Consider the following 13,890-nt stretch of genomic DNA (forward strand, 5'->3'; position numbering starts at 1 on the left):
TTTCCAGTTCTTGTATGTGTTTCTTGAGAGCCTCCAACTAGCAGCTTTGCAACCAGCAAAATATGAAAGAAACACAAGTATTCAGAGTTTGTGAGCGATAAATCTTATACTCAATATGTACTCTGACAGTTAAGACCGTCTTAACAGTGGTGCAAATTACGCCCGTTTGAGAGCCTGGTTCTGGGTAATATTGGCAAAAATATTGGTGAAGTAGCATTGTCTACTATCCCGTTTAGGAGATTAGATTGATTCGCCATCCCCAGGCAGGGTACACAAGGCTGGAAATTAACAACCACAAGGGTGATATGAGCCAAGAAAAACCTTCTCCCATGCCAGAAGATAAAAACTTTTCAGCCATCAATTTGAATGCCGCAGGCATTGACATTGGCGCTGACAGGCATTGGGTGAGCGTGCCTGTAGGACGGGATAATGAGAGTGTACGCAGCTTTGGTTGCTTCACAGCTAACCTATACGCGATGGCAGATTGGCTCAAGATTTGTGGAGTTAAAACGGTAGCAATGGAATCAACAGGAGTTTATTGGATACCTGTATTCCAAGTTTTAGAAAGTTGTGGATTGGAAGTGAGGTTGGTGAATGCCCATTACGTTAAAACCGTCCCTGGGCGCAAAACAGATGTATTAGATTGTCAGTGGTTGCAACAATTGCATACCTACGGTTTATTATCAGGGTCATTTCGTCCGCAAGAGCAAATATGTGTTTTACGTAGTTATATCCGCCAACGAGATAACTTAATCAAAAGTGCTTGTGTCCATATACAGAGGATGCAAAAAGTCCTGACTCAGATGAACCTACAGTTGCATCGGGTCATTAGCGACATCACCGGCACTACTGGCATGGCGATTATTCGTGCCATTGTTACAGGTGAGCGTAACCCAGATGTGTTGGCATCACACAAGGATGGACGTGTCAAAGCCAGTTGTGCCGAGATTGCTGCTGCCTTAACTGGGGACTATCGACTAGAAATGGTATTTATCTTGCAACAGGAATTACAACTTTACGATTTTTTTCAAATACAGCTCTCTGCCTGTGATGCCCAAATTGAGCAATGCTTGGCATCTTTTGGATCTAAAGTTGATGTGAATGCTTCACCCTTAGCTAAACCAAAACGTCGTGGAAAAAAGCAACCCGGCAATGCACCCCAGTTTGACTTGCGTTCTGAACTGTATCGCATGAGTGGTGTGGACTTTACTCAAATTGATGGTTTAGGGGCTGTGAGCGTACTTACCCTGATCTCAGAGTTAGGGTTAGACGCAACACGCTTTCCCACTGTCAAGCACTTTACGTCGTGGCTCGGTTTATGCCCTGGTAGTCGCATTACTGGCGGCAAAGTTAAAAGTTCTAAATCTCGTCGAGTTGTCAACCGCGTTGCCGCCACTTTACGCACCGCCGCACAATCTCTTTGTCGCTCTCACTCTGCTTTGGGTGGCTTTTATCGCCGTCTAGCTGCTCGCTTAGGCGCACCTAAAGCGATTACTGCCACTGCACATAAGTTAGCCCGTATTTTCTATCGTCTTTGGACAACAGGTAATCTCTATACTGACCCTGGTCTTGATGCCTATGAGCAACAATACCGAGACCGCACCCTCAAAAACCTGAAGAAAAAAGCTCAAGCTTTTGGCTTAGAACTCATCCCTATTTCTGACCCTACGGAATGTGTTTCTTAGGAGTCTCAACTAAAAAAACTCTCCCAGATACGAGTTTTAAAGTCTGAGGGAGATTTGAGAAATGACAGAATTTGTTAAGCAGGTGCTTGTACTCGTTTCTGCAACAAGCGCAGCACCGCAGCTTTCTCTAAAAGTCCAACTAGTACGCCATTTTCCCCAATCACAGGTAGGGTCGATCGCTGCTGTTGTTCTAGTATTTTTACTGCTTCTAGTAGAGATTGCTCGGATTGAATTATCGCCGATGCTTCGATGGGTTGCATCAATTCTCGAACTTGGGTTTGTGCCCAACGCGAACTAGGAACCATTCTTAAAGCATCTAAAGTAATCGTACCAACTAGTTGCCCTTCAAGATCGGTGACTAAAAACCTCTCCCACTTACCATGACCAAGAATCGATTCATCAGCAAATTCTCGTAAAGAAAGATCGGCTGATACTATTGGGCTGTCAAAATTTACTACGTCTGCTACCTTAATCTTCTTTAGTGTTGACTGCAATGTAGCAGATTGGGCAGTCCTGGTAGCATTTTGAAGTAAAAACCAACCTAATATGAGGTTCCAGAAGTTACCAAAACTACCAAACAATACTAGGGGGATTAAGCCAGATGCGATCGCCAACCAGCCAATGAATTGCCCTGCTCTACTGGCAAAGACAACACCTTTTTCAGAATTACCCGTAATTTTCCAAACTAGTGCTTTGAGGATGTTACCTCCATCCAAAGGTAAGCCAGGAATTAAGTTGAACAGCGCCAACGCCAAATTCACGTAAGCCAACGTTCCTACAACTGCGGCGAAAGGTGCTAGTAACGGCACGCTGGCGTTAATTGCTGTCAATAGCCCGAACAACAATAAACTAATGACAGGACCAGCGATCGCTACCCAAAATGCTTCACTTGGAGTTCTCGATTCTTTCTCCAGGCTAGCAAGACCGCCAAACAGAAATAAAGCGATCGATTTAACTTCAATTCCCTGCCTGATGGCAACGAAACTGTGTCCTAGTTCGTGCGCTAAGACTGAAGCAAATAGCAATAGAGCGGTAGTTAATCCCAACAACAAGGGTAGCAAACTGCCCCAAGCAGGGAATTGCGTTGCTAACCCACTGGTATAACTCCAAGTCACCAAGCCCAAAACCAAAAACCAGGACGGGGCGACATAGAAGGGAATTCCAAATAGATTACCAACGCGAATAGTGCCGTTCATATAAAGCACCTCTAAACTTTAACTTTGAGAATTTGAGCAGTTTGGAATCGGCGCGACACGGCTTGTCGTCAGACCTTTCCTCTCTTTCTCCATCTAGCGTAACGAATTGTAAAGAAGCTTTAAACTATTTAACTATCGTAGTATCCGTCCGCTCAAGTGCGGTTATTAACCTGGCAATAAAAGAGACGGCAAGCCTTCGGGTCAAATCGAAGTGTAGTAATATCTTGTCGCGTAATCTTTAAAAGGCTTGCCGTCTCTTTCCCTGTCGCCTTAACAACAAGCATCGTCAGGAAAACGCTCGCGCCTTCGAGATAGCAGAGGACGAATTGACCCAACATATTCTCATTCTTGTTGTTTGAGGGCGATCGCTGCGGTTGCATCGAGGCTAGAGCGTGTTTGCTAACTTAAGTTATGCTGTGGTTATGAGTTGCAGTCGTTGCAATAGGTGCAACATTTCAGTTTAAGCTATTGCTCAACCCAGTCACAATAAGGAATAAGGCGATCGCGCTCTTTTACTTGAAGCTGTTTTTGTCCGGTTGACTGCGTTCTACTTAAGCTATCAACAATTAATTCAATATATTTTCTTGCTAAACTCTCTTCACGATTATGTAGTTTTTTCACCTCTGGATCGTGTTGTAATATTTCAACAATTGACTCGCAGCTCAAGTGATTTTGTAATGCTTTGAGCGCAACAGTTTTACTCAACTCAATTGGAATACGTGCTTCTACTCCTCGACTGTAATCTTCCCAAAGTTGTTGTGGCGAACGGTTATCTTCTACTTTTTCGCGCTCGTTGGAAACGGGTTGCGTCAATGTCGGAGTGCTAACAGCAGTTTCTCTAGCGGTGGAAGAAGAATTTGTAGAAAGATCGAATAAGCTTAACTGCACTCCTACCGATTCGAGTATTTGTTTAGATCTTCTAGTCCGTGGCGTTCTAGCTGTAGGTTGTATGGTAGTGCGCGTCGGTGGAGGAGAAGTTTGAGAATTTTGTAGTACGGATGGCGATGGAGCTGGCTCGAAGACAACAACTGTATGCCCCATTTCCTCCAAACGAGATTTGTAGCGATCCAGGGCATGGTGGGGGAAACCAGTCATGGGAATGCGACCGAGTTCAGCGGAACCTGAGTTTTTACTAGTTAGCACTAGCTGCAAATCCTTCGCTACGACCGTAGCATCTTGAAAGAAAGCCTCGTAGAAATCACCGACTCGTTGAAGTACTAACGCTTGTGGAGATCGATCCTTTAAAGCTAGATATTCTTGTAGTAGTGGAGATAGCTGGCGACGCTCCTCGATCGTCAGGCTATGAGAATTTGTATCGGGATGATTTACTTCTGTAGTGCGATGCCGAAGGCGGAACTTGGCTTTGTCGCGACCATCGCCCAATGATTGCTCGGTTGGCTTGTCAACCAGTTTAGGCGAGGATTCTTGTGGTACGGCTTGTTGGGCAATCGCGCTCGATCGCGCAGCAGTAGCAAATCCTTGTTCCAGAAGGTTTTCGCTAAAAGTTTTGGCAAAGCCTCGGTCTTGGCGACGCTCCTCGCCACCAGTTAGAGGGTTTTGCACGGCAGTTTGAGTCAAAGCCAGTTGTCCGCCCCAAGAGATTCTAAATACCATTTCGGAGTTGATCGTCAAGTCGCCGCTGCTATCTGCCAAAAAGTGTGTTAGATATAGTTCCCGTCCGTGCCGCTCGATCGACAAACTCATGTACGGTTCGTTCTCTACTTTGAAATGAAAGTCTTCCCCCTGTAAGATCTCTGCTGCCAACCCAGCCTGGTGCAGGAGTTTGGCAACATTTTTTTCTGCCGCTCCAGCTTGGCAGCGAAAGTCAGCAATCTGCAAGGCTACCTCACCAAGCATTATTTGCCGTTCGAGTCGAGCAGTCGGTTTTATCTTCTCGTCTGGGGTAGGGCGACTGTCGTTGCTCAAACCGCCTGGGGTATCGCCGGACGATGGTTCGTCGATCGCATCTGCCTCGACCTGCCGCTCGCCGCTTCCAACGCTTGGTGTATGAGTTTCGGGATCACTCGATATGGGTGTGGGTGCAGCCTTAGCTGGTTGAGGTAAGCGATCCTGACTAACACTAAGATCGCTTACCTCAACCGATTCCGATTGAACTGGCTGGAGTTCGGGCAGGGTAATACCGAGAAAATTGCGAGCAATATCTTGCTTCTCAAAAGCAGCCAACCTCAAACCTTTAGCTTCCATGAATTCCAATACAGACGCAATTCTGTCTGGAGAAACAACTGCCTCCATGCGATCGCCTATAGAATGAAACTCACCTCCAATTATCCCAAGCAAGCTTGGGTCTAAATAATATGCTCCACCGTCATTCCTAGATTTGGCAGTTTGTACGATAAAGCCGTCTCCATAGCGGCTGCGTTGGGGTTTGATCGTTAAAGTTTCGTCGAGTGTTTTGACTTGTCCGGCGCGATCTGTAACTTCCGTGAGAAAGGTAACGATCTGTCGAGCAGTGGGAATAATTACGGGCTGCTTTTCTAAAACCTCCTCGATGTCAAATCCTTGCGGGGCGAGCAAACCTTGGCGCGTTCTGCCGCGATCGTCCGTGTAATTGACGATTTTACCTTGAAACTTTTCGTAAGCCCGCAATAAGTTGCCTGTAAAAATCTGCCTTGATTCGCGGTTTTTGGTCTGTTTGAGATCGAAAGCTTGATAAATTTCCACTCCATCCCAATTGAGAGACTCAGGAGCGAGCGTGACACAATTGGCTGAAAGGGTGTTGACTTGAGAAAAAGGTAAGGTTAAATACCGTGCTGGATCTGCTAGCACGATTTGCATCTTCCACCTGTTAGGCGTGACTGGGCTTTCATTTTCTTCCCGATTGCTGCTCCAAATTTTTCCTACGACACCGTAGAAGATATTGCCAGTCTCAGTCACGACTCTCACGCTTTCGCCAAGGGGGAAAGTTTCTAAAGTATTGCTGACGTGTTGTAGCTGTACGTTGAGGCGATTGTCGATTTTTTCAATGGATGAGGCATATGTTTTGCCCTCAATCGCTGCCGTTCGGTAAGACTGGGTAGCTTGGAGCAACTGCTGCCGCGTAGCTTCGGCTTGCTGTTTGGCGTGGTTGCTAACAGTGTCGAAGTCGTGAGCTTCTACCGCTTCTACGAGTTCCAGTTGGAGATTTTCGCGGACTAAATTAATTGCTTCTAGAGTCGTGACGGGCTTGCGGGGTGTTTTGGCATCTACCACTTCTACATTGACGGGACTGGTAAAGGGAGAATTACTGTCGAGATCGCCAGCGATGACTTCCATCCGCGCCACCGTTTTTGCGTCGAGGTCGAGAAAGCGTGCTTCTAATACCGATTCTCCCATCGTTTCCTGGCGTTCGACGTACTCCGCATACTCTCGTTCGAGCAGGGCGTACACGCGCTCCTGTTCGGCGAGCGGCAGCAGGGGCAAGCGTCCGGTTACTTTATTTATCAAACCCGCATTATCCGCGCTTTGAGCGCTTTCTATCCCGCCGAGCGGATCTGCTAGCTGGCGGTTTAAGCCAGGATCGTTCAGTAATAACTCAGCCGCCACCCGATCGCCGTACTCGTTCATAAAATCGACAACCGACTCCAACGAAATTCCACTCGACCGTGCGGCTGTCGTATTGGCATTAAGGGATGCCATTTTCTTAGCCAGCACCGCCGCAGGTCTTTTCTCGGCTGGAATATCGGCGTTGAGCAGGGTGAAGCTGGGCAGCACGACTTGCCCCGTGCGGTGGATGCGCCCTAACATTTGCATGAACGAATTGATTTCTTTTTCCGGTTGCACGACGATCATGTGGCGAGGTCGGCGGTCGGCAAATTGAGCGGAAGCGTGCAGCGAAATCCCCGTCGAACCGGAGCGGTTGAGAATAATTACATCTAACTGCCCGTTGTTAAAAGCTCTGACGTTGGCGATTGCGGCGGCTTTGCTAGTTTCTTGACTCAGACGTTGCTGGTAAGTGGTAGTCCCATCAGCAGAGTAATCGATAACGTCTTTTCGCCCCGTGACTTCGTTGACGCTGTAACCTGACTGAGACAGCCTCGACTTGATGTAGTCGATCGGAGAAATCGGAATCGCGCTTAGGTCGATCTGCTCGATCCGGTTGAGAATGCGCTCGTAAGCTGCAACTCCTTTCGACCCTAACTCCTCATCGGTGAGACGGTGGCGTTCTTTGTCTCCGTAAGGATTCCCGATGAGTACGTCCCGACTGCGCTCCAAGTAGCGCACGAGCAAGTCGCCAAAATCTAGATTAATTTCGTCTCCTGGCGACAGTTGGTTTAATTTGGCATAGTCGTTGATGAATGACCCCATCGTATTCGATAGAGCAATCAGGGGTTTTTCAGGATGAGGTTGTCGCAGCAGCGTCAAACATTTTTGTACCGTCTGCTCGGCTTTCATCGCCAGCAAGGACTGATCGATCAAATTGTGCATGATCGACGTGAAGTTAGTGCTTTTTGCCCCTGCCATCCCTGTAGAGCTATCCCCCAAAATTGCCTTAGCTTCGGCTTTAGCTGTAGCATCCAGTTCTTTGACCGCCTCCTGCTTGTGACGGTCGAACTCCAAAATGTCAGCTAATATCTCAGAAATTGCTTCTGCCACCGGACGATCGACGGGGACGATCTCTAAGTTAAAATTTACTCCTTCGTAAGAACGTTCGCGGCGGACGTACTGACCTGCTTGTGTCAGTTGGGCGGCGAGGGCTTGTTGCATCGGCACGCCACCCCGCTCGACAATGGAAACCAGCGTATTCATATCATGCACCGCCAGCCGCATATCCGTTTTTGCGTACAAGTCCATGACATCGGGGCGCTTGGCGTAGGTAGCGGAAGAGTAGAATACGCCTGCAGATAGCTCGATCAGTTCGCGGGCGAAGGCAGCGCGGTTTGTTGCAACTCCTGAAGGTTGCCGCTCTGACTTCGTGCCTCCCGCTTCGTGGCTTTCATCTAGAATCAGAATGGCATTGGCAGCAAAAGCCCTGAGAAACTCTCGCCTGAGCGTTTCCTTCCCTTTTACCGATTGCATCTGGCTGTAGGTAGTGAAAATTCCATCGTATCTCCCCAAATTTCCCGTCCTCAGAAAATTCTCCATTTCGGTTTGATGCGATCGCGACGTAGTTTTGAGACTGCGGTAATCGTCCAAGGGAATATTTAAGTCAGAATCGGTGGGGAACGGTCTGAAGTTGGGCATTCCGATATCTTTCAAATCGCGCAGCATATCTGCATAAAGCGATTTATTTTGCGTCACGAAAATAGGAGTCTTACCCGTAATCCGAGCGTAGCGGATGATGGAAGCAACCACGCGCCCCTTGCCCACCCCAGTTTGGTCGCCGATGACGAAACCACTACCCTTTTCTAAGTTGCTCAGTGCCAAAGCGCAAGCATCTACTTGCTCGGCGCTCAAACGTCGATGCAACTCCTCTTGCGTACCGTATCCCAAGCGATCGGCTGCATATTCGTCCAGCGCTCCAACTCTCTGCTCCAGAGCGTCCAACGCCCTAGCGGTACTGGCTTGCATGTTAGCGGGAATCAAAGTACCGACAGGCGTTGCTTCGCTTTTGGGAATGTATGGTAGTTGTTTGGCAGGTTGTTGGGTGGTTCGATCGTCTGCTGGGCTAAGCTCGTCTTGCATCGCTTCTGGACCTCGTGTTTCTCGATTTAATTTGCTGTCAGTTCCTCCAGCCATTCCTCCAGCCTCGTATTCTCTATTCGAGCGAGGGCGGCTTGGATCTGCTGCGGGTTCGTCAGAACTTCGACCGGAAATTCCTCGCTCAGGTACAAACCCATCTTGTCGTACAGAATAGAGTTGTACAGTATGACCGCTTCCGCCCACTGGCGGGGAGAGTCCCGTCTGCTGGGAAGAAATTGATACATTCCCCCCCGCACCATTGCTTGCTCGATCGGTTGGTAAGGTGACTCCAGGTGTGGCGACTCTTCCTGAGTGCGGCAAATCTCCCACTCCAACCGTTGGCATAGCAGTTCTAGAAATTCCTCTCGCGTCGCGATCGCCCGTTGTGGAGATGGAACCAATACTGCCATCCATGCTAGGCGTGGGTCTTGGGGCATCCAGACATTGGAATCGCTCAGATATAGCGACATCGAGTACTTCCTTTAATTCGTCAAACGTCCTGTAGATTTGCGGAACAACGGCAGCAGGTAGAGATAGCGACGACTTGCCCTTGCCTGCAATTGCAATCAGATCGATAGGAAAACCAGCCCCCTGCCTGCGGTAGAGGTCGCCCCAAATCGAAAAGTGATGGATGACATTGTACTCTTGATACAGGGTAAAGTAAAAAGCTCGGCTTTCTCGCGAGTTATAACGGCTGGAACGCTCCGCGTCTCCACCTAATTTTCCCCCCAAAATCAGAACTGCTCGTCCCTTTGGTTTCATAACTTTGAGAGCGTTGAGGGCGATCGCGTGGTCGATTTGAGTCGTGCTGTAGCGCCTCAAGTTAAATAACTTGACTCTGCCGCGCTCGTCCATCACCGAGTTAAAAGGAGGATTAGCGATGACGACATCGTGCTGTTTGACGGGAAGGTAAGTCACGGCATCTTCTTGTGTCACCGTATATCCCTGTCGCCGCAGGTCAGCCGCTCGCGACGGGTTGAGTTCGTTGACTGAAGCACGAGTCGGATTGGCTGTGAGCAAAAGTGCGCCGTTGCCAGCTGTCGGCTCGTAGACAGTCTTTTCTAGAGTCATTTGGGCTAGCATTGCCGCTAAATACGCGATCGGTACGGGAGTGCTGTACGCTTGTTGAGCGATACTGGTACTAGAGCGCGTGCCGAGCGTTGGCTGACGTTGGTATAAGTCTACCAATTGAGTATAAGCGCGGGCGGAATCTAGCTCGGAAGTAGCAATAATTTTGGCAGCGCGGACTAAGCCTTGCTCCACCGACTCATCAACTAACTTGGCGATCGCCGTCCCAGGTAAAACTGGAGTACCTAATATCTTTGATGCTCGTTCGCGGGCTGAGACAATTGTGGCAAAGCTCCCGCCTTGGATGAAGCGATCGGCGAAAGCCGAAACTAGCTCGTATTCTCGATCCATGTGGTTGAAAAATTTGGCTTATACTTAAGCGGAGTCTGAAGTTGGGTATTTGTCTTTCAATCGACAGACAAATTTTTCCTCTTCCCAAGCCTTATCGACAAATACTCAGCAATCAATTTGCCGCTCGGCTGATTTGCTTTTGTACTTTAGTAATTGCAATATACTTTATCATGCAAAGAAGTTGGAATTTCGCTCATCAAATATTAAGTTAAGTGAAGTACGTTGCGAACGATCAACTCTCAAGAAGCCATTAAAGCAATAGACGAGTTAGTGTTTGCCAAAGCAGGCAGACGCTTGAACCAGGATGAAAAGCTAGTGATAGAAGCGGCTTGGGAGGACAAAGAGTATAAGGAAATCGCTGCAACTTTCGCTTACAGCATCGATCGCTTGCAGCGAGATGTCGGGCGGAAACTATGGATTTTGCTGACGGGAGTTTTGGGAAACGGCGAAAAAGTTACTAAGAAACGGCTGCGGAGCATCTTGGAACGAAGGATGGCAACAGGCTCCCTTTTGTCATCGGCTCCCAGTCAGTCCAATCCTGTTAACACCTCCGCCATACCTATTATTGGGGGACAGCCTCCTAACGTGCAAACTTTTTTCGGGCGCGAGGTAGAACTGATTGGGCTTAGGGACGCGATCGCCAATTGCCGCTGCCTAGTTATCTATGGAGCGCCAGGTTTTGGTAAAAGTGCTATGTCCGCAACACTAATAGAAGAAATAAGTACAAAGCGTCAACCAGAGTTCGATTGTTTAATTTGGAAATCGGTTCACTATGGTCCGACACTTAAAGGCTTACTCGCCAATTTGCTTGACGATCTAGCTCTACCAGCAATCCCAGAGCAACAGCTGCCTCAAAGCACGCAAGAGCTAGCTACTCTCCTAATAAAAGCGATCTCTATGCGTCGTTGTCTATTAGTACTAGATAGCGCCGAAGCTTGGTTGCGAAAAGATAGAAATAGTAGCTTCAATTCCTACTCTGAGCAATACTCAGAATATGGCGTTTTCTTCCGTCGAATTATAGAAGCAAAGCATTCTAGCTGCATTATTTTGACGAGTAGAGAACCTTTCAGAGACTTAATGAAATTACAACGTTCGGGACGAGCAATTTTTTCATTTAAACTAGAAGGATTGGATGTGAAAGCAGCTGGGGAGATTTTGCAAACTAGAGGATTAGCTGACGAGCATAAATGGGAACAGTTGCTCGAACCCTACTTAGGCAATCCCGCAGCAATCGAATTAGTTGCCAGTCGTATTGAAAAATTCTTTAGCGGCAGTGTAGCTAAATTCCTTCACTATCAAACTGAATTAACATCTGAAATATTTAGGGAAACTTTAGCCGAGCAATATCAACCTGAAAGATTGAGTGTTTTAGATCGGCAAATTTTAAGCTATTTAGCCCAAAGAGCAGACGACGTAAATGATTTTGTGAGCTTTTTACAGATAATTGAAGAACTACCCGTTCGACTGCCAAGCAGTTTATCTATTTCAGAACTGATGAGGTCTATAGAAAACTTAAACGATCTTTGCTTGATTGTAAAAAGTAAAAATAGAGAGACAAAAGAGCTTTTTTTAAAACTTCCACCTCTATTAAAAAAACATATTCTTCAAGAGAAGCAAGTATAACTATTACATATAGCCCGCGCTTTGTCAGCATCAAATATGCATATTATTGCCCGCAATACCCTACGTCGCTTCTGGGAGGAACATCCAGATGCAGAAGAACTGCTCAAGTCTTGGTATGCGGAAGTTTCTCAAGCAGAATGGTCGAGTCCAGCAGATATCAAAGCACTGTATCGCAGTACGCACCATACGTTCGAGTAGTACTGCACGCGATAGATTTGACTATCATCGTCGCCACTCGTATCAATTAATCGATACCGCAAGTGTATTTGACAATTTGTGCGCCAATGGCGCACAAAAAAGATCGGATACAAATGGCGCATGGATTTTCTCAAGCAGCGATCGCAGATCGCTGACCAGCTTTGTTTGTACAACACTTACGCTATCAATTGCTCTTGCAAGCAAAGTATGCATACAGCAGCGATAGTAACGTTTCGTGCTTCGCAGCTTTTAGTGGTATCCAATTGCTATTGCTGTATGCAAAAGTGTCAAGCGCGATTCTAAACAGGGATGGACTGCTGTAATTGGTGATGATTCAGACTGATTTTAGGGTTACTGATATTCAATTACTGCTGCAATCGCGAGCGTAATTTCTTCCATCGCATTGTGGGATAACTGTCCTAACTGCTGGATAAACCTTTGGGTATCCACTCCCCTTAGTTGCAAAGCATCAACAGCAGAAGTCTTCGTCAAGCCGTTCGTACTGTCGGGGGCTATCCTAACGTGCCAAATGTTGTTAGCAAAATAGGGTTTCCATTCGGTGAGCGGTGCGACCAATTTGAGCGGTAGCCTGCCAACTGCATCGGAACTGACGACGACAGCACGGCGAACTTTTTTGATTTCAGCTCCTATAGTTGGGTCAAAATTCACCAACCAAACTTCACCGCGTTTGGGAGTTGGATGACTAGTAGTCACAGAAATCGCCTGTTTCTAGCTGCCGCCATTGTTCGTCCTGTTGGTAGTGTTGTTGCATTGCTTGGGCTTGTTGCGCCAGAAGTTGACGGCGCTCCTCTAACGACAGTTTCATAAAAGCACGGCGTTGATGAATCGAAAGTGTGGAGTTCGTTGCTTTCATCAACTTTGCTTGCTCTAAGTCGAAATCGGATTGGCTAGCGTGATGTTGGGGGTTCATTTGTCTGAAACTCATCTACTAGAACACTTCAAGTTTAGCCATAGAAAGCACCCTTGGTGTAAACTTAGTTGTTTGCAAGCTTCCCTTTCAGCCCCGCTCATGCACGCAGGGTTGTTTCATTGTAGGAGAGGAAAAATTATGCCCAACTGATTTGCCAACTGGCGCTTTGCCCTAGCAATAGATGTGAAGCCTAAACAACGGGCAATGGTGATAAAGAAATTGCGTACTATCGACCAGTTGGCAGCGGCAAATTTCCCCCTTTGGGGTGCATGGTCTTCATTGAAGGTGACATCTTTGACCCAGTGTAGTTGGTTCTCTATAGTCCAATGCCCGCGAATTATCGCCCCAAACTCGGTTGCTGTCGTTGCCACGCTACTAATGTAGTACTGGCGTTCGGCAAACGCCTGACCGTCTCGCATCCCTTGACGTTCTATGCTAATGCATCGTTGCAGTCCTACCCATTGTTGAGCAAATTCTCCCAAGTCGTCAAACACACAAATGCGACGAGAGACGATTCGTCCATGACTTTGTTCCAGGTCTTGGCAGATACTACACGGCACACTGGTGAGCCACAGTTGTTCAATCCATTCATACAATCGTCTTTGATTGGTTTTGACACACACTAGGTAATCATTGTGCTGCCCGATAATCTGTTCAAGTGTTTTTTTGAGTGTGCAATGCATCTAGTGTTATCCCCACACCTCTAGGTTCCACTGCTGCCAATAACAGACGTACCACTTCTTGTTCGCTTTGGAGTTTGTTCTCCATTGGCATCACTGCTTGTACTACGCCGCGTTGATGAGAAAACAGCGACACCAGACTGACAAAGTTCTGCTCAGCTTGGCTGTAGTCGGTGACACTACTTTTAATACTTTTACCATCCATTGCCAGCCATTCCCCAGGCTCTAACTCACTGTAGGTTTGTGCCCAGTCATTAAAGGCGGTGGCTAAAGCTTGAAAATCTAGTTGCTGCATAACTTCGTCGAAACGTCGAATAGGACGGTAGCTTGGTATCCTGTGGCAGATTTAACTTGCGGCGCAACTGTTCACCATAGGTCTCGACAAATTCGGCTAAGGGTCGATACCCCCAGTAACCCATCATTGCTCCCAGAATAATTAGCAGCAGCACTAGCCACAGTGCATGTCGTTGACCACGGGCTGCACGAAACTCTGGTACTTGTTTCAAGTGTTCAATCAGGTTCATGGCTGATGCTCTGCC

8 protein-coding genes and 1 pseudogene are annotated in these 13,890 nt (G+C 47.4%); 3 read left to right on the plus strand and 6 right to left on the minus strand.

Translation table 11 applies throughout. The features are described 5' to 3' along the window. Positions 1–329 precede the first annotated feature (329 nt). Positions 330–1,685: an IS110 family RNA-guided transposase gene (locus tag DSM107010_RS02685; protein ID WP_181246284.1), complete on the plus strand. Its 1,356-nt coding sequence runs from the start codon at positions 330–332 to the stop codon at positions 1,683–1,685. Between the two features lie 74 nt (positions 1,686–1,759). Here DSM107010_RS02685 and DSM107010_RS02690 read toward each other — a convergent pair whose 3' ends face one another. Both DSM107010_RS02690 and DSM107010_RS02695 read right to left on the minus strand, forming a co-directional pair. Further along, positions 1,760–2,881 (minus strand): site-2 protease family protein, encoded by a 1,122-nt coding sequence (locus DSM107010_RS02690; protein ID WP_106166255.1) that lies wholly within the window; start codon positions 2,879–2,881, stop codon positions 1,760–1,762. A 465-nt stretch (positions 2,882–3,346) separates the two neighbouring features. Continuing rightward, positions 3,347–9,919, minus strand: a complete 6,573-nt coding sequence (locus DSM107010_RS02695) for a strawberry notch C-terminal domain-containing protein (protein WP_127022281.1) — start codon at positions 9,917–9,919, stop codon at positions 3,347–3,349. A 222-nt stretch (positions 9,920–10,141) separates the two neighbouring features. Between DSM107010_RS02695 and DSM107010_RS02700 the strand changes: the two genes are divergently transcribed. Together DSM107010_RS02700 and DSM107010_RS02705 are read left to right on the plus strand one after the other, a co-directional pair. Continuing rightward, positions 10,142–11,542: a helix-turn-helix domain-containing protein gene (locus tag DSM107010_RS02700; protein WP_106167986.1), complete on the plus strand. Its 1,401-nt coding sequence runs from the start codon at positions 10,142–10,144 to the stop codon at positions 11,540–11,542. Positions 11,543–11,578: 36 nt separating this feature from the next. Next, positions 11,579–11,740 (plus strand): type II toxin-antitoxin system HigB family toxin, encoded by a 162-nt coding sequence (locus tag DSM107010_RS02705; RefSeq protein WP_106167987.1) that lies wholly within the window; start codon positions 11,579–11,581, stop codon positions 11,738–11,740. 351 nt (positions 11,741–12,091) lie between these two features. On the opposite strand, the gene DSM107010_RS02710 is transcribed toward DSM107010_RS02705, so the two are convergent. From DSM107010_RS02710 to DSM107010_RS02730, 4 genes and pseudogenes are all read right to left on the minus strand, one after another. Beyond that, positions 12,092–12,454, minus strand: a complete 363-nt coding sequence (locus DSM107010_RS02710; RefSeq protein WP_199755369.1) for a type II toxin-antitoxin system PemK/MazF family toxin — start codon at positions 12,452–12,454, stop codon at positions 12,092–12,094. Then, positions 12,444–12,671 carry a hypothetical protein gene (locus DSM107010_RS02715; protein WP_106167989.1) on the minus strand — a complete coding sequence of 76 codons (228 nt, stop codon included), beginning with the start codon at positions 12,669–12,671 and terminating at the stop codon, positions 12,444–12,446. The genes DSM107010_RS02710 and DSM107010_RS02715 overlap by 11 nt, the downstream gene beginning before the upstream one ends. A gap of 116 nt (positions 12,672–12,787) precedes the next feature. After that, positions 12,788–13,646: pseudogene (locus DSM107010_RS02720) on the minus strand (ISAs1 family transposase). After that, the gene (locus tag DSM107010_RS02730) at positions 13,606–13,875 is read right to left on the minus strand and encodes a transposase family protein (RefSeq protein ID WP_158631724.1); all 270 of its coding nucleotides are present in this window, start codon (positions 13,873–13,875) and stop codon (positions 13,606–13,608) included. The pseudogene DSM107010_RS02720 and the gene DSM107010_RS02730 overlap by 41 nt, the downstream one beginning before the upstream one ends. Positions 13,876–13,890 lie beyond the last annotated feature (15 nt).

The organism is Chroococcidiopsis cubana SAG 39.79 (genome assembly GCF_003991895.1).
Taxonomy (GTDB): Bacteria; Cyanobacteriota; Cyanobacteriia; order Cyanobacteriales; family Chroococcidiopsidaceae; genus Chroococcidiopsis; species Chroococcidiopsis thermalis.